This window comes from Streptomyces sp. NPDC041205 (genome assembly GCF_055591765.1).
On record NZ_JBVIZH010000001.1, the window covers coordinates 788048 to 806282 of the forward strand.

At 74.5% G+C, this 18235-nt stretch carries 12 protein-coding genes; 8 read left to right on the forward strand and 4 right to left on the reverse strand.

The features are described 5' to 3' along the window. The first annotated feature begins 7 nt into the window (after positions 1–7). Genes ACZ6BG_RS03570 through ACZ6BG_RS03585 form a run of 4 tightly spaced genes read left to right on the forward strand, consistent with a single transcriptional unit; the run spans position 8 to position 2649 of the window. Positions 8–925: a hypothetical protein gene (locus tag ACZ6BG_RS03570; protein WP_468997900.1), complete on the forward strand. Its 918-nt coding sequence runs from the start codon at positions 8–10 to the stop codon at positions 923–925. Next, a complete protein-coding gene (locus tag ACZ6BG_RS03575; RefSeq protein ID WP_468996428.1) occupies positions 925–1182 on the forward strand; it encodes a Trm112 family protein in 258 nt (85 codons plus the stop codon). The genes ACZ6BG_RS03570 and ACZ6BG_RS03575 overlap by 1 nt, the downstream gene beginning before the upstream one ends. Beyond that, entirely contained in the window at positions 1179–2003 is an 825-nt protein-coding gene (locus ACZ6BG_RS03580) for an FkbM family methyltransferase (RefSeq protein WP_468996432.1), read from the forward strand. Before ACZ6BG_RS03575 ends, ACZ6BG_RS03580 begins: the two co-directional genes overlap by 4 nt. Then, complete coding sequence (locus ACZ6BG_RS03585; protein WP_468996434.1) at positions 1984–2649, forward strand: hypothetical protein; 666 nt, start codon at positions 1984–1986, stop codon at positions 2647–2649. The genes ACZ6BG_RS03580 and ACZ6BG_RS03585 overlap by 20 nt, the downstream gene beginning before the upstream one ends. Positions 2650–2712: 63 nt before the next feature. On the opposite strand, the gene ACZ6BG_RS03590 is transcribed toward ACZ6BG_RS03585, so the two are convergent. Next, positions 2713–3597 (reverse strand): ATP-grasp domain-containing protein, encoded by an 885-nt coding sequence (locus ACZ6BG_RS03590; RefSeq protein ID WP_468996436.1) that lies wholly within the window; start codon positions 3595–3597, stop codon positions 2713–2715. Between the two features lie 290 nt (positions 3598–3887). Here ACZ6BG_RS03590 and ACZ6BG_RS03595 point away from each other — a divergent pair, with 290 nt between their 5' ends. After that, positions 3888–5630 (forward strand): serine/threonine-protein kinase, encoded by a 1743-nt coding sequence (locus ACZ6BG_RS03595; protein WP_468996439.1) that lies wholly within the window; start codon positions 3888–3890, stop codon positions 5628–5630. A 370-nt stretch (positions 5631–6000) separates the two neighbouring features. Here ACZ6BG_RS03595 and ACZ6BG_RS03600 read toward each other — a convergent pair whose 3' ends face one another. Together ACZ6BG_RS03600 and ACZ6BG_RS03605 are read right to left on the reverse strand one after the other, a co-directional pair. Next, positions 6001–7299, reverse strand: a complete 1299-nt coding sequence (locus ACZ6BG_RS03600) for an acyltransferase family protein (protein ID WP_468996441.1) — start codon at positions 7297–7299, stop codon at positions 6001–6003. Next, the gene (locus tag ACZ6BG_RS03605; RefSeq protein WP_468996444.1) at positions 7296–9764 is read right to left on the reverse strand and encodes a glycosyltransferase; all 2469 of its coding nucleotides are present in this window, start codon (positions 9762–9764) and stop codon (positions 7296–7298) included. Before ACZ6BG_RS03605 ends, ACZ6BG_RS03600 begins: the two co-directional genes overlap by 4 nt. A gap of 219 nt (positions 9765–9983) precedes the next feature. On the opposite strand from ACZ6BG_RS03605, the gene ACZ6BG_RS03610 reads away from it, so the two are divergent. Further along, positions 9984–11513 (forward strand): acyl-CoA synthetase, encoded by a 1530-nt coding sequence (locus ACZ6BG_RS03610; protein WP_468996446.1) that lies wholly within the window; start codon positions 9984–9986, stop codon positions 11511–11513. A 257-nt stretch (positions 11514–11770) separates the two neighbouring features. Here the strand turns inward: ACZ6BG_RS03610 and ACZ6BG_RS03615 are convergent, their stop codons facing one another. Continuing rightward, positions 11771–15583 carry a S8 family serine peptidase gene (locus ACZ6BG_RS03615; RefSeq protein WP_468996450.1) on the reverse strand — a complete coding sequence of 1271 codons (3813 nt, stop codon included), beginning with the start codon at positions 15581–15583 and terminating at the stop codon, positions 11771–11773. Between the two features lie 191 nt (positions 15584–15774). Here ACZ6BG_RS03615 and ACZ6BG_RS03620 point away from each other — a divergent pair, with 191 nt between their 5' ends. Further along, positions 15775–16266: a CU044_2847 family protein gene (locus ACZ6BG_RS03620; protein WP_468996453.1), complete on the forward strand. Its 492-nt coding sequence runs from the start codon at positions 15775–15777 to the stop codon at positions 16264–16266. Continuing rightward, positions 16263–18218, forward strand: coding sequence for a VMAP-C domain-containing protein (locus ACZ6BG_RS03625; RefSeq protein WP_468996455.1), 1956 nt, complete (start codon positions 16263–16265; stop codon positions 18216–18218). Before ACZ6BG_RS03620 ends, ACZ6BG_RS03625 begins: the two co-directional genes overlap by 4 nt. The last annotated feature ends 17 nt before the right edge of the window (positions 18219–18235 follow it).

Consider the following 18235-nt stretch of genomic DNA (forward strand, 5'->3'; position numbering starts at 1 on the left):
GTGGGGTGTGGCCGCGGCGCTGCTCGCGAACCTGCTCTACAGCACCGGCTTCGTCCTGGAGAAGCGGGCGCTCACCGCGATGCCGTCGGTCAGCGTCCGCAACCCGGCCCGGCTGCTCCGCCAGGTGATCTCCAGCCCGCTGTGGATCGGCGGTTCGCTGGCCCTCGCAGCGGGCTTCGGCGCGCAGCTCGTCGTCTACCGGACGCTGCCGATCGCGGCGGCCCAGGGCATCTTCGTCTCCGGGCTCGTGCTGCTCCTGCTCCTGTCGGCGAAGCTGCTCGGCGAGCGCACGTCGGGGCGCGAGCGGTACGCGGTCGGCGCGATCCTCGCCGCGCTCCTGATGGTCGTGCTGTCCCTGAAGGAGGGCACGGACACGGTGGGCCGGGACGCGCCCGCGCCGCTCGTCCTCACGGTCTGCCTGCCGTCGCTCGCGGCCGGTCTGTGGCTGTACGCGTCGGCCGAGCGCCGCACGCGCAGCAAGCACCGCCAGCCGACGACGGGCGTGGAGTACGGCGTCGCCGTGGGCCTGCTCTACGGCGTCAGCTCGCTGGCCATCAAGGGCGTGTCCAGCCATCTGACGTCGGACGGCCTGGGCGGCGCCCTGCTCGACCTGCTGCGCTCCCCGTACCCCTATCTGCTGCTCTTCACCGGCGCGTTCGGCCTGATCATGTCGCAGGCGGCGCTCCAGCGATGCCGGGCCTCACTGATCGTCCCGGTGTGTACGACGGTGACGTCGCTGTTCACCGCCGTGCTCGGGACGCTCGCGTTCGGTGAGGCACTGCCCCACGACCCGGTGCGGCTCACGCTGCGGGTCGCGGGGACGGTGCTCGCGGTGGCGGTGCTCCTGGTGATGCCCAAGCACGACGACCCCGCACCCGCCCTGCCCGCCGAACCGAATCTGCCACCCAAGGAGCTGATGCCCTGATGAACCCCGACGACCCGCTGCTGAAGATCCTCGCCTGCCCGCTGGACAAGGGCCCGCTGATCCTGCTCGCGCCGGAGGCCACCCTCCCCGCCGACCCGTCACCGGACCCGGCGCCCCTGCCCGAACAGGCCCTGTACAACCCGCGTCTGCACCGCCGCTACCCGATCGTGGACGGCATCCCGCAGCTCCTGCCGTCCTCCGGTGAACAGGTCTCGGAGGACGAGCACGAGCGCCTGCTCAAGCTGATCTCGTCGTGACGCCCGCCGCGCGCAAGACCCTCGCCGCCCGCGTCGCGCCCCACCTTCCCACCCACGCGGTGGCCGCCCTCGCCCGCCTCGTCTATCCGCGCTTCGAGCCCGAACTGGCCCGCCTCGGCGAACTGTGCCCGCCCGACTGCGGCACCGCCGTGGACGTCGGCGGCTGGTACGGGCCCTGGTCGCGCCGGCTCGCCCGGCGGGCCCGGCGCGTCGTGACCGTGGAACCGGTGCCGCACCTGGCGCGGCTGCTCGCGGCGGCCACGCCCGGCAACGTCCGGGTGATCCAGGCGGCGGCGGGCGAGGAGCCCGGCACGGCCCGGCTCTGGCTGCCCGAGGACGACCGGGGCGACCGCGGGGTGTCCTCGCTGGTGCGCAGGGACGGGGTGCACGGCACCGCGCTCGACGTGCCGTGCGTGGCGCTCGACGGCCTCGGCCTGCACGACGTGCACTTCATCAAGATCGACGTGGACGGACATGAGCTGCCCGTCCTGCGCGGCGCCCGCGAACTCCTCGGCCGGGACCGCCCGGCGCTCTTCGTCGAACTGGAGGCCCGCATCCAGCCCATCGCCCCGGTCGTCGACCACCTCGCGCACACGCACGGCTACCGCGGCTGGGTCCTGCCGGACGACACCTGGCTGCCCCTGGACTCCTTCGACCTGGAGGCGCACCAGAGCGCCACCTCGTACGTCGTGTCGCAGGGCCTGGTGCGGCGCGCGCTGACGCCGCGGCGGCCGCGGTATGTGAACTCGGTGCTGTTCCTGCCGGACGGACGGCGGCCGGCCGGGCGGGCCGTGCGGGACCATGGGGCGTATGTCCGCTAGCTCCGCCGCCGGGTCCGGTCCGGGTTCCGCACGTCCGCCCGGCCCGTTCACGCCGCTCGACTTCCAGTTGGTCCTGCTGCGCCGCATGGCCGACCACAACCCGGGCCTCGTCGAGGATGCCCGGCACACGCTCGGCGCGTCCGTCGCCGACATGCGCGAGGCCAACCGCCGCTGGCAGGCGATGCTGCACGCGCGCAAGGGGCGCGCGGCGGCATCCCTCCCCCATGGCCTCAAGGGCATGGGAGGTACCCCCATCCGCTCGGTCCTCGGCCCGCCCGAGGCGACCGTGCCCCGGAAGATCGGCGACCTCACGTGCGAGGCGCTGCTCTGGCCGGTGCCGCTCTGGCCCGACCTGCGCTTCGAGGTGCTGCTCGGGCCGAACTCGGCGGTGTGGAACGAGTGGCTGATCCGCGCCCCCGGCACGCCGGGCCCCGCCCTGCGCACCCTCGCCGACCTCACGCCCTGGTCGTGCACCGTCGACGAGGCCGCCCGCGCCTTCGCGCCCGCACGCCCGATGGAGGGCACGGCGCCGACGCGATGGCGGCTCGCGTTCACCGCGCCGGACGCGGAGTCGGGCGAACGGCGGCGCTGTGTCGCGGAGTTCACGTGGGGGCTGCTGCAGCGGCTGTCGTTCCCGGAGGGGTGAGGCGGGCTCCGGTCCTGCGCGACCCCGGGCTGCCGGGCCGGGCGGGCTCCTGGTGCTCCTGGCCTACCGGACGGTCTTGAGGATCAGTTCCGCGACCCGGGGCGGCGAGTCCGGGTGGAGGCCGAGGAAGAGGTTGGGCTCGACGAGTTCGAGCTCCATGACGTGCGGACCGACCTCGTCCCCCTCGCCGTCCCCGTCCACGAGGTCCACCCGCGCGTACAGCAGCTCGGGCGAGCCCGGCACCGCCGCCAACGCCCGCTCGGCGACGTCGAGTTCGGCGTCGGTGGGCCGCCAGGGCCGCGGGTCGGGGTGGGACACCTTGTCGGCGTCGTACGCGGTGCCGGGCGCAAGGACCGCACCCTTCCGTATGGCGTGCAGGAACTGGCCGCCGACGAAGACGAGGGCGCGCTCACCGGTGACGTCGATGCGCCGCATGTAGGGCTGCACCATGGCGGTGAAGCCCTCCTCGTGCAGGCGGGCGATGTGCGCGCGGGCGGCGTCCCGCTCGTCCGCGCCGTACCTGGCCGCGTACCGCGCCCCGGCTCCGGATGTGGGCTTGACGACGAACTCCCGGCCGGCGGGCGGGAGTTCGTCGCCGTCTCCGGGCGCACGGTAGGCCGTGCGGACGGTGGGCACCCCGGCCGCGGCCAGCTCGCCCACGTACCGCTTGTCGGTGTTCCAGCGCACGACGTCCGCGGGATTGGCGAGGCGGGTGAGCCGGGCGCACCGGTCGGCCCACGCCACGTACTCCTCGGCGCGCCAGCTGTAGTCCCACGTGGAGCGGATCATCGCGAGGTCGAATCCGGCCCAGTCGACGTCCGGGTCGTCCCAGCCGACGATCCGGACCTCGGCGCCCGCCTCGTCGAGGGCCCGCGCGAGCACCGGCAGATCACGGTCGTGCCCGGGCTGCGGACGGCGGGTGACGAGCGCGATGCGGGGGCCTGCCACGGGGACTCCTTCTCCGTACGCGCGTCGCACGCGCTCTTCGTAGGCGGTCACAGCCCCCGCAGGCTAACAATCCGGCACCACCCTCCTCAGGGGCCCCTCAGAGAATGAAGACGCTGCGCGTGGTGGACCCCCTCCGCCGAGCGGACCGCTCCGGCGCGACCCGACAGGCACTCAACGTAACGGATCACGCACAGGATGTGACGGGCGCGTGGAGGCGGCCCCGACTCGGGGGCGTGCGCCGTGTGTGGCCCAATCGTGGGGCGGGTCAGGGGAGTTCGTATGATGCGCCCATGGCAAGCACGGGCGAACTGGTCGCCGGACGCTACCGCATCGAGGCGCGGCTCGGCCGTGGCGGCATGGGCACCGTGTGGCGCGCGCGGGACGAACTCCTCGGGCGGGCCGTCGCGGTCAAGGAACTGCACGTCGACGACGCGCTGACCCCCGAGGACGCGCAGCGCCAGCAGGAGCGGACGCTGCACGAGGCACGGTCGGTGGCGCAGGTGAAGCACCCGGGCATCCTCGTGCTGCACGACGTCGTGCGGTACGAGGAGCGGCCCTGGCTGGTGATGGAGCTGATCGACGGCCGGTCGCTGGCCGACCGGGTGGCGGCCGAGGGGCCGTTGCCGCCCGCGGAGGCGGGCCGGGTGGCGCTCGCGCTCCTCGGCGCGCTGCGGGCCGCGCACACGGCCGGGGTGCTGCACCGCGACCTGAAGCCCGCGAACGTGCTCCTGGAGGCGGAGACCGGCCGCGTCGTCCTGTCCGACTTCGGCATCGCGCAGGTCGCGGGGCAGACGCGGCTGACGCAGACCGGGGCGTTCGTGGGCTCGCCCGAGTACACCGCGCCGGAGCGGATGTCGGGGCAGCGGTCCGGGCCCGCGTCCGACCTGTGGTCGCTCGGGGTGCTGCTGTGCGCGGCCGTGGCGGGTGAATCCCCGTTCCACCGGGACTCGGTGGCCGAGGTGCTGCACGCGGTGATCCTGGACGAGATCGCTCCGCCCGACGCCCTCGGCCCCCTCCTGCCGGTGGTCCGGGGCCTGCTGGAACGCGACCCGGAGCAACGCCTCACCGCGACGGCTGCGGAACAGGCGCTCCGTGAGGCCCTGGACGAGCCGATGCCGTCGGCCCCCTTCCCCCCGACTCCCCGGCCCACCTCGGCCGCGGGTGCGGGCGGAACACCCACCACCCCGCCCGTGGGCGGCTGGTCCACCCAGAGGACGATGGGGGTACCCCCTGCGCCTGCGGCCGAGGTGGGCGCAGGCGGACCCCGCGACGCCGGGCAAGCCACTCTCCGCGACCCCGGCCCCCGCTCCCGCACGGCCATGGCCCTGGCCACCGCGGCCGCCGTCCTGGCGACGGGCGGCATAGCCACAGCGGCCTGGCTGCTGTCCTGGAACGGCGACGACTCCGGCGACCGGGGCAAGCGGACGACCGAGGCGGCGGACAAGAAGGAACTGCCGCCGTCCGAGGACAACTCCCCCTCCGGCCCCGGGACATCCCCCGACTCCGCCGCGCCACCGGACACCGAGGACCGCCCGGACAACTCCCCGGCCGAGGACTCGGCCAAGCCCCCTGGCGCAGCCGAGGCCAAGCCCCCCGCGGGCTACCGTACGGTCACCGACCCCTCCGGATTCACCCTCACCGTCCCCGACGGCTTCACCCGCTCCCCCGAACCGCCCCGCGTCTACTACTACTCCGCCGCCAAGAGATTCCGCATCGGCGTCCACCCCCAGCCCAAGGCCCCGGCCGGTCCCTACGCGGTGATGCTGCGGGCCCACCGCAAGGGCCCCTCGAACTACCCCGGCTACCGCACCGGCTCCGTCACCCGCACCACCCACAACGGCCACCCCGCCGCCCTGTGGACCTTCGCCTGGGACGGCGCCGGCTCCGACGGCGGCCCCCGCGTCACCTACGACCTGAGCTGGAACGAGAACGGCAAGATGCACGACGTGTGGGTGTCGGCGCCCGCGAAGAACCGCGCCCTGGGCAAGCGGTACTTCGACCGGGCACTCGCGTCCTTCAAGCCGTCGTACTGACGCCCCCGGCCGCGCGTCCCGCACACCGCGCGGCGAACTCATGCGAACAGGGGAGCAGTTGTTCCCTGGAACAGGTGATCGTCGCCGCAGGGATTGCGTGCGGCACGCGTGATTGACGATGCTTACGGTGCGCAAGCGACGAGCTGCAGACCGTAGTTGGCGCGGTCCCATTCGTACACGTATCACCATGTCCCAAGGAGAAGCACCACCATGAACCTGCTCACCGACATCCTCGCCGGCGTCGTCCACTTCGTCGGCTGGCTGGTCTGACGGCCGCGTAACCGTCAGCGGTAACGAGCCGCGGCGCCGCCTCCCCTCGTCCCACGGGGAGGCGGCGCCGTCATGTCCGGTGCCGGGCAAGGGACTTGGGTCAGCGCGGCGGCGGCCCGGCGCCCGCGCGCTGCGGATAGAACTCGCGCGGAGCGCCCCGCGCGTCCCGGGCCCGGCCGAGCAGCCCCGCCGGGTACTCGACGAGCCAGTAGCTCACCGCCCCCGCGGCCACCGCCACGGCGAGCACGATCAGCGCCCCGGCCGCGAAGCCGAGCGGACCGCGCGGCAGCAGCCCCCACTGGGCCAGCTCCACCATCACCGGCTCGTGCCAGATGTAGAGGCTGTAGCTGATCAGGCCGACGCCGGTCACCCAGCGCGCCCGCAGCGCCCCGAGCCACCGCGCCCGGCCGCCGTCCCGCTCCCGGGGCCGCAGCGTCGCGTACAGGAGCACGGACCAGAGCAGCGCGGCCAGCGGATGGTAGTAGGTGTACGCGGTGTTCCCCGGGTCGGCCGCGTACGAGAGGGCGTACACACCGCCGAACGCCGCGAGCGCCAGCGGCCCCGCGACCCGCGCGTCCAGGCGCCCCCGCTCCCCGAGCGCCACCAGGAGCACGGCGAGCGCCATGCCCGCCGCGAAGCCGCCGAAGCGGGCCTGCGGGCCGAAGTACACCGGCCAGTCGGTGTACGGCACGTCCAGGACGTGGTGCGCGACCGCGATCCACAGCAGCGGCGCCACGAACAGCGTCCCGCAGCCCGACAGGCACAGCGCCACCCGCGCCCGCCGCGTGGCCAGGCGGCGGCAGGCCCGGATCGCGAGCGGCCCGAGGGCCACCAGGGCCAGGTAGAAGGCGACTTCGAGGGAGAGCGACCAGGTCGGGCCGAGGGTGTAGAAGATGCGTTCGCGGTCGAAGACGTGCGTGAAGGTGAGGTGGCCGAGCAGGTCGCGCCAGTCGCCGGGCAGGGTCGGGTTGCGGCTCGACCAGACGAGGAGGACCGCGAGGAAGTACAGCGGCAGGACGCGGATCGCCCGCCGGAACAGGAAGTCCCGGCCCGAGCGCACCCCGGTCCCCTCCGACGGGGGCGCGTCCGGGCCGTCGATGGCCGCGCGCGCGTACGACAGCGTCAGCAGGTACGCCGACATCACGAAGAACAGGTCGATGACCTCCAGGGAGATCAGCGCGCCCAGATAGGGGTTGTCGACCGGTGGGTGCGCCCCGGTGGCGTCGTACGTGTAGTACTGCTGCCACACGTGGAAGACGACGGTGCTGAGGGCGGCGAGGCCGCGCAGGCCCTGGAGTTCAACGGCGCGGGCGCGGGCGGGCCTGCGGGTGCGGGGCTCGGGGAGGGGCTCGGCGGGGAGGGGGGCGGCCTTCGTGAGCACGGCGTCCGGCGGCCTCATGAGGCCTCCGCGTCCGCCGCCGCGGTGCGCGGTGTGACCCGCCACTGCCGCTGCCCCAGCGCCTCCTTCAGATGTGACTGCCGGGCCACGAGATTCTTGAAGTGGGTGTAGAAGGCCGTAGTGACGAGGAGGTAGCGCCAGAACCAGGCCTTCCTGCGGCGCAGTTCGGGCACCGCGAGCCGCCACGCGAAGGCGGCCTGCACCACCCCGGCGGACAGCGTGACCGCCGCGGCGAGCAGGCACACCGGCACCGCCCAGTCCAGCTTGTCCGCGCCGCCCGCCCGCCACGCGGCGTGCAGCAGCACCGGCAGGATCTGCAGGGTCAGCCAGGGCTGCACCTCGCGCCACCCCAACAGGACACACAAGCCCGTCTTCTGACGGGGTGTGAACTGCTCCGAGCGCAGGGCCGCGCGCAGATGCCGCAGCGACACCTGGAGCCAGCCCTGCGCCCAGCGGGAGCGCTGGTTCCACAGCGGCCGCAGTGTCGTCGGGGCCAGTTCGCGCGAGATGAGGGTGCGGTCCATGGCGATGCGGGCGCCCGCGCCGAGGGCCCGCAGGGTGGAGTCGATGTCCTCCGTGAGCATGGAGCCGTGCATCCGGGTGCGGGCGAGGACGTCGGTGCGCCAGAAGCCGTTGGAGCCGCCGAACACCCCGAATCCGTACAGGCGGGTGCGGCCCGGGTGGCTCACGGCGTAGATGGCCTCGAACTCGACGGCGACCATCCGCGCCACCCACGAACTGTCGCCGTTGCGGACCACGCAGTGCCCCTGGACGACGTCGTAGCCGTGGGACAGCCAGTCCCAGGCGTGCCGGAACGCGTCCGGCGCCGGATGGTGGTCGGCGTCGAAGACGCCCACGAACTCGCCGCGCACCCGCGTCACGGCCGCGTTCAGGTTCTGCGCCTTGGACGTGGAGCCCGCGACGGGCAGCAGCACCAGCCGCGGATCGCGGCGCGCCACCTCGCGCAGGGTGTCCTCGACGGGCAGCGGGTGCGGGGTGTTGTAGGCGAGGACGATCTCCAACTCGCCCGGGTACTCCAGGCGCAGGAAGGACTCGACGGTGTCGACGATCGTCGCCGCCTCGTTCGGCAGGTACGCCGCGATGACCGCGCTCGCGGGCGGGTACGGCTGCGCGGCGGCGGCCGGACGCCCCGGCGCGTCCAGCGCGAACAGGCACTCCAGGACGATGAGCAGCGCCGACGCCACGAGCCCCGCGACGACGACCCAGTAGGCGTACGCGGCCACGTCCCAGCCGAGACGGTCGTACGCCTGCTGGTACAGCAGAAACGGTACGCCGACGCCGAGGAGCAGCATCAGGACGGGCGAGAGGAGCGGGGTGAGCGCGGCGCGCAGGGCGCCGAGGCCCACGCGGGCGCGGGCGTGCCGGGGCCCGTCCTGCGCCCTCGCCCGCATCCACGGCTGCCAGCGCACCGGCCGCAGATCGCGGTGGCGCAGGGCCTCGTCGGTCGCCTCGCGCGCGCTGCGGGCGGCCGCCTCGTGGCCGCCGGAGTCCTCGTACGCGGTGAGCGGGGTGAAGCCGATGGCCGGGGTGAGCCGGACGTTCTCGTCCGCGACGACGAACCGGGTGCCCGCGACCGACGCCGCGAACGCCGCGAGGTCCTGCCGCGCGCTCTCCTCGTCGACGCCGGGCATCAGGACAAGCAGATGCCCGTCGTCGTCCCAGCCGAGCCGGTCGCAGACGCTCCCCAGGCCGCCCCGGGCTCCCGCCCCGACGGGCGCGGTACCGCCCGCGACCTGTGCGAGCCGCTCGGCGACCTCCCGGTGCACGCGCGGCCCGAGCCGCTTCTCCAGGGCGGGCATCTCGGCGACCCCGACGACGGCGAGGACACCGCCGCGCCGCGCGGCCGCGGGGCGGCGCAGCTCACGGTCCAGCTCGTCCATGAAGTGCGGCCCGGAGTACAGCCCCGTCCGTGGGTCGCGCAGCAGCTGCTCCACCGGTACGGGGACGCGGTGCAGCTTCGCCGCGATGCGCGCCGACAGTTCCACGGGCGCGCAGCCGCTCGGCAGACAGTCGTCGGCGCCCCGCCGCAGCAGCTCGGCGACCGCGGCGGGCTCGCGCGCCGCCGCGCCCACCAGGACCAGCGGCAGCGCCTGCCCGGCAGGCTGCGACCGCACCTCCGTGATGACGTCGCCCCCGCAGCGCCGCCCGCCAGGGCCGTCGTCGAGCGCGACGATGGCGTCCGGCGGGGTCTGGCGTATGTGCGGGTGTATGTCACCGGGGACGGTGTGGTCGACCTCGTAGCCGCTCGACTCCAGGGTGCGGGTGAGCTGTTCGCGCCCCGGGCCCGGGGCCGCGACGGCGAGGATGCGGCCGGGGGCATGCGGGGGCGGGGCGCTGGATAGGTTGGTGGTGCCCGAGGGCGTGGCCGGTGCGGGGGCGGTAGGGGTTGAGGTCGGAGTGGTTCCGGATGAAGAGTACGAAGTGAGCAAAGTGGGTGGTCCCATCCTGTTTCGGATTGTGGGGGGAGGACCGGTTGAGTCGACCGGAGCACGGGCCGCGGGCTGCTGCCCAGCGGCTACCGGCTGTTGACTTGTGAACCGCCGAACAGCCCCCAGAACCAGGGACAAACGGCCACTTCAGCCTCAACGATCACTGTGACACCGCACCTTCGGCGGCGTAACGCTCTCATTAAGCCGCCGTGCACACACCGAGGAGTACGACCCGTGGATTCCGAGCCCCTCTTCCCCGCCCTCACCACGCCGGGCCCCGCCCCCGCCGTGACCTTCGGCGACCGCACCCTGACCTACGCCGACCTGGCCACCACCACGACCGCCCTCGCCGCCCGCCTCACCGCGGCGGGCGCGACCCGCGTGGCCGTCTGGGCCACCCCCACCCTGGAAACGGCCGTGGCGGTGGTGGCGGCACTCAGGGCCGGGGTGCCCGCGGTGCCGCTGAACCCGAAGTCGGGGGCGGCGGAGCTGGGCCACATCGTGGCGGACAGCGAGCCGTCGCTGGTGCTCGCGGGGGTGGGGGACGGGTTGCCCGAGGTGCTTGAGGGGGTGGGGCGGGTGGATGTGGAGGTGCGGGTGGGTGGCGCGGGCGCGGGCGCCACGGACTTGGCGGGCGTGGACGGCGCGGGCGTGGACGGCGCGGGCGTGGACGCCTCGTATACCGCCCCCGCCGCCCTGGACCCCTCCTCCGCCGCCCTCATCGTCTACACCTCCGGCACCACAGGACCGCCGAAGGGCGCCGTCCTCTCCCGCCGGGCGGTCTCCTCCACCCTGGACGCCCTGGAGGACGCCTGGCAGTGGACCGACGCCGACGTCCTCGTGCACGGCCTGCCCCTCTTCCACGTGCACGGCCTGATCCTCGGGATCCTCGGCCCGCTGCGGCGCGGCGGCTCGGTGCGGCACCTGGGCAGGTTCAGCACCGAGGGCGTGGCCCGGGAGCTGGCCACCGGCGGGACCATGCTGTTCGGGGTGCCGACGATGTACCACCGGATCGCCGAGGCGCTGCCCGACGAGCCGGAGCTGGTGAAGGCCCTGTCCGGGGCGCGGCTGCTGGTCTCGGGCTCGGCGGCGCTGCCCGTCCACGACCACGAGCGGATCGCGTCCGCGACGGGGCGGCGGGTCGTCGAGCGCTACGGCATGACGGAGACGCTCATGAACACCAGCGTCCGCGCGGACGGCGAACCGCGCGCGGGCACCGTCGGCGTACCGCTGCCCGGCGTCGAACTCCGCCTCGTCGACGAGGCCGACGCCGAGATCCCGCGCGACGCCGGGCCCGAGGCGGTGGGCGAGATCCAGGTCCGCGGCCCGAACCTCTTCACCTCCTACCTCAACCGGCCCGACGCCACGGAGGCGGCCTTCGCGCCCGGCGGGTGGTTCCGCACCGGGGACATGGCGGTGCGGGACGCCGACGGGTACGTCCGCATCGTCGGGCGCAAGGCGACCGACCTCATCAAGAGCGGGGGGTACAAGATCGGGGCCGGTGAGATCGAGAACGCGCTCCTCGAACACCCCGGCGTCCGCGAGGCCGCCGTCACCGGCGAGCCGGACCCCGACCTCGGCGAGCGGGTCGTCGCCTGGATCGCCCCCGCCGACCCCGCCCTGCCCCCGACCCTCGACGACCTGGCGGCCCACGTCGCCTCCCGGCTCGCCCCCCACAAGCGGCCGCGGGTCCTGCACCTCGTGGACGCGCTGCCGCGCAACGACATGGGGAAGATCCTGAAGCGGGCGCTGGGGAAGGGCTGAGGCCGGGGGCCCTGTTGGGCTTTCCCCAGTCCCGCCCCTTCCCGAAACCGGGGCTCCGCCCCAGACCCCGCTCCTCAAACTCCCCCAAGCCCTTAAGGAGCAGGGGACCCTCATGAGGGGCTAAGACCTTGCTGCACGAGCACATTTTCAGCCCGTCCGGCGATTGAGGACGAGGCGCGGAGCGCCGACAAGCGGGGGTCCGGGGGCGCGGCCCCCGGTTTCGGAGAAGGGGCGGGACTGGGGCGCCCCCGCGAGGCCTACCGCACCCCCACCCCCCGCACGACCTCCTGCGACACCGCCCCACCCCGGTCGTCCCGCACCTTCGCCCGGAAGGAGATCGCCTCCGCGTCGCCCGGGACCTTCAACTTGCCCTTCCAGGCGGCCGATCGGCCGGAGCGGGCGAGGTGGACGTCCTGCCAGGACTTGCCGTCGTCGTAGGAGACGGACAGGGTCGCGGTGCCGATTCGACCCGTGCCGACGGCGCCCCGCACGTACTCGGCGGAGATGCCGACCGGCACGGTCCGGCCGCCGCGGACGTCGCCGGAGAGGTCCGTGGGGACGTCGAAGCCCAGGTTCAGGAGGGGCAGGAACGTCTTGCGGTCGGCGGGGGTGCGGGCGGAGCGGAAGGTCCACTCGGAGTGGGCCTTGGTGGCGAGGCGCCAGCGGGTGGGGGACATGGTGGTGTCGGTGACGAGTTTGTAGGGGCGTTCTTCGGGAGCCGCGCCGGTGACGTAGACGCCGGAGCTGGTGCGGCGGTCGACCAGTTCGCCGTCGGCGTAGACCGCGGTGGTCTGGGTCAGGGAGTCGTCGTTCCAGACGTCGCCGAAGCCGGTGTGGTCGGGGCCGGAATCACCCCAGCCGGGAGCGTTGAAGTCCAGGTTGTCGCCGCTGCGCTGCTGCCCCCAGCCGAGTCCGGTGCCGAGCCAGGGGTGCCAGACCGGCTTGAACCAGTCGAGCGGGGTGCGCTTGCCGGGGCGGTAGTCGACGAGGCCGCTGCGCTGTTCCACGGCGTCGGGGCCGTAGCGGAGGGACTCGTGCCAGTGGCGGCCCTTGCCGGCGGCGACGTAGTCGGTGCGGGTGGCGGGGTAGGAGATCCGCTCGGGGAAGCCGAGGCCGATCTCGAAGGTGTCGGTGAGGGAGTAGCGGAACTCGCCGCCGGGTTCCGTGCGGCGGGTGGGGGCGTGGAACTTGGTGGGGATCACGGCCAGTTCGCGCGCCGAAGGCCGGTACGTCAGGTCGCGGGACGGGATCGCGCCCGCGTGGCCGTCCTCCAGGTCGTAGACGTACGGCGTGTAGGGCGTCGACTCGGACTCCACCGAGCGGCCGCGCCGCGCCGCGTCCCGCAGCTTCGCCCCGTCCGCCGCGTTCACCGTCGCGATCATCAGCGGCCGGTCCGCGTTGTCGTCCGTGCCGAACCAGGCGTTCAGCCGGCCGGGCACGTCGTCCGTCACGAACAGCGCCTTCGCGCCCGCGTCCTGCGCGGCCTGCGCGAGCCGTGAGGGCGTCAGCTGGCCGGCACCGCCCTTGCGGGTCACCACAACCGCCTTGCCCCGTACGTCCTTTCCTTCGTACGCGGACGGCGAGCCGTCGCCCGCGTCGGCCAGCTTCAGGCGGGAGCGGCCCTCGCCCAGGGTGGAGCCGGGCTGCGCCACGGCCTCGCCGATGCCCTTGACGTCGAGGAGCGGCTTGCCGAGGCGCCACACCGTGCGGTACTCGAAGCGCCCGTCGGCCACCTTCGGCGTCGGCGCCGCGAACACGCTGTCGTACTTCACCGGCACCTGCACGGCACCCTGGTAGGCGGATCCGTTCGCGGTGCGGTCGTACTCCATGACGAGTTGGCGGGTCTCCGCGCGGCGCGGCACCTGGGTCTTGATCTCGCGCAACGTGCGGGCGTCCAGGGTGACTTCACGGTCGCGGTTCAGGGTGATCTCGGGGGCCGTCAGGAAACCGATGCCCAGGGAGTCCTTGCCGTGCGTGCCGCGTACGTCGAGGAACGAGGACAGGGCGTACGCCCCGGGCTTGAGGCGGAGCTTCAGTTCACCGGCCCCCCCTACCGTCGCCGGGTACGGGTCCACCCCCTTCATCAGCGGCTGGACCACCAGGTCGGCGGGGGTCGCGGCGCCGTCGCGGTCCTTGACCTTGACGGTGAGCGTGTACCGCTCCTCCTCCTTGACCAGGCCGAACGCGGTCCGCGCGGCCTCCTTGCCGCCCGCGCTCGCCACCACCGCGCCGCTGGTGGCGCCGACGGGGGCCTTGGCGCCGTCGCCGGTCACGGTCGTCGAGGCGGTGCCGTGCGCGGGGACGGTGAGCCTGGTGTCGGCGAGGGTGACCACGCCGTCGGCCGCGCCCCGCGCCGCGAGGGTCAACTCCACGGGGTCGGAGGAGGAGTTGGTGTACGTCAGGGTCCTCGCCACCGGCTTGTTCCCGGAGTACGGCCAGCGGTAGAAGCCGAAGTCGGCGCCGCCCGTCGCGGTGATCTTCGCGTCGATCGCCGACGGCACGTCCACCCGGCCCGCGCCCAGCTCGTACACGGACGCGTCGAGGGCGCCGGACGTGGACATCAGGGCGTCCTTGAGCTGCTGTCCGCTCCAGTCGGGGTGCCGCTCGGCGAGGAGCGCGGCGACGCCCGCGATGTGCGGGGTCGCCATCGACGTACCGCTCATGGAGGTGTAGTAGCCCTCCCCGGACGTGAGTTGGGAGCGGGCGGCAAGGATGTCGACGCCGGGGGCGGACAGGTCGGGCTTGAGGGCGTTGTCGCCGGAGCGTGGGCCCTGGCTGGTGAAGTACGCGGCCTTGTCGGCGGAGTCGACGGCGCCGACGGTCAGCGCGGAGTCGGCCGCGCCGGGCGAGCCGATCGACGAGGGCGCGCCGGTGTTGCCCGCCGCGACGACGAAGAGCGCGCCGGTGTCCTTGGAGAGCGTGTTGACGGCGGCGGCCATCGGGTCGGTGCCGTCGCTGGGCTCCCGCGAACCGAGGCTCATGGAAACGATCTTGGCGTCGACGTCCTTCGCGGCCCACTCCATGCCCGCGATGATCTCCGACTCGCTGCCGAAGCCCTCGTCGCTGAGCACCTTGCCGACGGCGAGGTCCGCGCCCGGCGCGACCCCCTTCTCCTTGCCGTCGGACGCGGCGCCGCTGCCGCCGACCGTGGACGTGACGTGGGTGCCGTGGCCGCCGCGGTCGGCGACCTCCTGGCCGGGGATGAAGCTCTTCGTCGCGCCGATGCGGTCCTTCAAGTCGGGGTGCGTGAGATCGGCGCCGGTGTCGAGGACGGCGACCTTCACGCCCTTGCCGGTGAGCCCGGCCTCCCAGGCCTTGGGCGTACCGATCTGGGCGTTGCTCTCGGCCAGGTCGGCCTCGACACGGCCGTCGAGCCGGATCTGCGCGATGCCGCCGCCGAAGCGGCGCCCGCCGCCCCGCGCCGCCTCGCCGTCGGCGGTGGTGACGGCCCGCCAGAAGGCGGTGCCCTTGGCCGCCTTGAGCGCGGCGGCGCGCGCACTCGGCAGCGAGCGGACCTTGTCCGCGCCGCGCGGGGCCCGCGCGTCCGCCGCGGTACGGGACGTGTCGTACGTGACGATCAGCGGCGTCGTCGCCTTGGCGCCGCCGCGGTCCCCGCCCTGCCGCAGCAGCTCCGTGACGTCGAACAGCCGCTTGTCCAGGACGCCCGCGCGCAGATAGGGGCGTGCCTCGTCCGGTACGACGGTGACGCGGCCGTCGGCCACGGAGGTGCGGACGGCTCCGCTCGCGCCGCGCGGCCGCTCCACCGTGACGGTCTGCTTGCCGCCGCCGAGCGGGGTGACGGTGACCTCGTCGCCGGTGATGAGGGTGACGGTCCTGGGGGCGCGTGCGGCCGCGGACTTGCCGCCGCCGTGCGGCTGTTGGGCCTTGCCCGAGGCCCTGGCGGACTCCGCGGCGGCCGCCGGGGTGCCCGTGGCGGTCGCTGCCAGGGAGGCGGGGAGCAGGGCGAGGGCCAGTCCCGCGGGCAGGATTCTGAGCCGGGCGCCACGGGCTCTTCGGCCCGCGGGGGCTCTTCCTCTTCGTCGGCTGGGGGCGCTTCGGGGTCTCGGCATCAACGCGACCTCTCTTCGTCGGCTCCGGGTGGGGGGTGGTTCCCGGGTGCTGCGAAGAAGTGTCAGGCGCGTGATGTTGCGGGAGAGTTGCCAGGGGCTGGCGGGAAGCTGCCAGGGCGGCTTCCCGCCAGGTCGGCGGTTCGGCAAGAATGTCGGCGAGCGGGTGACACGGGTCTTCTACGGGGGCGGTCATGGACGGTCTGGTGCAGTTCACGACGGACGGCGGGGCGCATGTGGTGCTCGCCGACGTCGACGACGACGGGTCGGGCGCCCGCCTGGTGTCGCGCGGCGACGGCCCCGCTCTGGCCGCCCGCACCTTCGAGGCCTCCCTCGGCCCGGTGCGCACCGCCGCCGAGTCGGCCCTGCGGGTGTTCCGCGACGGCGAACTCGCGCCGGACTCCGTGGAGATCGAGTTCGGCGTACGGATGACGGCGGAGGCCGGAGCGGTCATCGTGAAGGGCTCCGGGGAGGGGCATCTGCTGGTGCGGCTCTCGTGGTCGCCGGAGCGGGGGCCCGAGCGGGGCGGAGCGGCCGGGGCCGTGGGTGCGGCCGGGGCGGCGCAGGCCGCGGGGGCCACGGGGCCCCTGGGTGACTCCGAGAACGCGGGCGCCCCGGGGAGCACGGGCGCTCCAGGGAACTTGGGGCCCGCGGCCTCGAACGGAGAGCCCGCGCCCGCCTCATGAGCAGTACGACCTGGCATGCCCGGGTGCAGTGCGGACGCGAGACCGGCGCCGGGTTCCTCGTGTCGGAGCGGCACGTGCTGACCTGCGCGCACGTCGTGCGGGACAGCGGCGCCGCCGGGGTCGCGGTCTCCTTCCCGCACCGCGGGGAACTCGGCGCGGTACCGGCCGTCGTCGGCGCGCACGGCGGCTGGAGCGGCCACGACGACCACTCCGGCGACCTCGCTGTCCTCGAACTCGACCGGGCCGTGCCGATCCCGCCCGCCGGATTCGCCGCCCCCGACGACGCCTACCTGGAGCCCCGCCCGCGCCTGGTCGTGTACGGCTTCCCGCGCGGGTACGCCGAGGGCACCATCGCCGAGTACCGCGCCACCGCCGCCCAGCTGATCGCCGACGAGTGGGTCCAGCTGGAGGCCTGGAGCGCGCACGGCCAGCCGCTCGCGCCCGGCTTCAGCGGGGCCGCGGTGGCCCTCGCCGACAGCGGGCTCGTCGTCGGCATGGTGTCGGCGGTGGCCGGGGCGGCCGGGGTGCGCAACGGGCGGATGCTGCCCGCGCCGGTCATGGCCCGCTACTGGCCCCGCCTCGCCGAGCTGATCCCGGTGCCCGGCCGGGGCCGCACGACACCGCACCGGCTGCGCGCCCTGGTCGAGGACGCCGAGAAGGCGGGCCCGGCGGCGGGGCGGTCGGCCGCGTGGGCGCCGGAGCGGCTGTACCTCGACGCGGTCGGGCCGCTGGGACCGCCGGTGCCGCCGGGCGGCTTCGCGTCGCTGTGGTCGGCGGCCTGGTACGTGCTCTGGGAGGTGGACGTGCCGGGGGCCGTGGAGCGGTTCGCCGACCGGCTCGCGGAGCTGGCGGAGGGGCGGGGCGAGGGCAGGGGCGAGTTAGAGGAGGGGCCCGGCGCGGGGCTCGGGTCCGGGCCGGGGCGCGCACGGGACGTACGGCAGGCGTGCGACGTACGGGACGCGCCTCTCGTAGGAGACGGGCGGGGCGCCCCCGCGGTGTCGGAGGCCGTGGCCGCGCCGGGGGCCCCTGCGGCTCCGCGCACGGCCGGGCGCGGCAGCTCCCCCTGGCCCTCCTGGTCCCCCATCCTCGTCGAACTCGCCCGCAGCGGCGCCGGCGGCGACCAGGTCCTGGTCGAGGTGTCCGCGTGCCGCGACGGGCACCGGCACCCGGTGGGTTCGCGGACCCTCGCCAGGAGCCAGGTGCGGCCGTACGTCCAGGAGCGCATCGACGAGGCCTTCGGCCAACTCGCCCCGGACGCCGCTGAGTTGATCGCTTTCGTACTGCCCCGGGAGTGGCTCAACGAGCCCGTGGCCCGCTGGGAGCGCAGCGTCGACGACCCGACGCCGCTCGGCTGCTCCTACCCCCTGGTCGTCACCGACCGGGCGCGCCGCGCGGGCGGCCTGCGCCACCAGCTCGCCCGCACCTGGGACCGGCTCGACGGCAAGTCCACGACGGTCGTGCACCGCGTCGACTGCGCCACCGGGGAACAGCCGAACAAGCTGCGCTTCCGCCTGCGCAGCGGCGAGGCCGACCTCGCGGGGTTCGCCGCCCCGCCCCGGGCGCCCCGCCTGAAGCGCCACTTCGAGGTGTCCCTGAACGCGCCCGCGCCGGCGCTGCTGTGGGCGCGGGTGGGGTGTGAGCACGGGGGTGGGGAGACTGGGGGTGCTGGGGGTGCCGAGGGCGCTGGCGGGACGGGGGGCGCCCGTGGCTCTGCCGAAGACCCCGCACCCCCCACCCCCTGCCCCGGCTCCGCCTTCCTGGACCAGCTCGCCGCCCATCTGACCCGGCTGCCGCCCGCCGAACTTCCGCGCCACGTCCTGGCGTTGCGCGAGAGCGCCGACGCCGCCGACGAACCCGAACTGCACTGGGCCCGCGACATCCAGCTCCTGTGGGACGACCCGCGCTGCTTCCCGGACGCGGCGGCCGCCCCGCTGCACTCCCCCGTCACCTGACCCCGTCCGCACCGAGG

Excerpts from the sequence above, each read along its gene's own strand:
- ACZ6BG_RS03575 (WP_468996428.1), top strand. The coding sequence starts at position 925 with ATGAACCCCGACGACCCGCTGCTGAAGATCCTCGCCTGCCCGCTGGAC.
- ACZ6BG_RS03585 (WP_468996434.1), top strand. The coding sequence starts at position 1,984 with ATGGGGCGTATGTCCGCTAGCTCCGCCGCCGGGTCCGGTCCGGGTTCC.
- ACZ6BG_RS03595 (WP_468996439.1), top strand. The coding sequence starts at position 3,888 with ATGGCAAGCACGGGCGAACTGGTCGCCGGACGCTACCGCATCGAGGCG.
- ACZ6BG_RS03600 (WP_468996441.1), bottom strand. The coding sequence starts at position 7,299 with ATGAGGCCGCCGGACGCCGTGCTCACGAAGGCCGCCCCCCTCCCCGCC.
- ACZ6BG_RS03605 (WP_468996444.1), bottom strand. The coding sequence starts at position 9,764 with ATGGGACCACCCACTTTGCTCACTTCGTACTCTTCATCCGGAACCACT.
- ACZ6BG_RS03615 (WP_468996450.1), bottom strand. The coding sequence starts at position 15,583 with ATGCCGAGACCCCGAAGCGCCCCCAGCCGACGAAGAGGAAGAGCCCCC.
- ACZ6BG_RS03620 (WP_468996453.1), top strand. The coding sequence starts at position 15,775 with ATGGACGGTCTGGTGCAGTTCACGACGGACGGCGGGGCGCATGTGGTG.
- ACZ6BG_RS03625 (WP_468996455.1), top strand. The coding sequence starts at position 16,263 with ATGAGCAGTACGACCTGGCATGCCCGGGTGCAGTGCGGACGCGAGACC.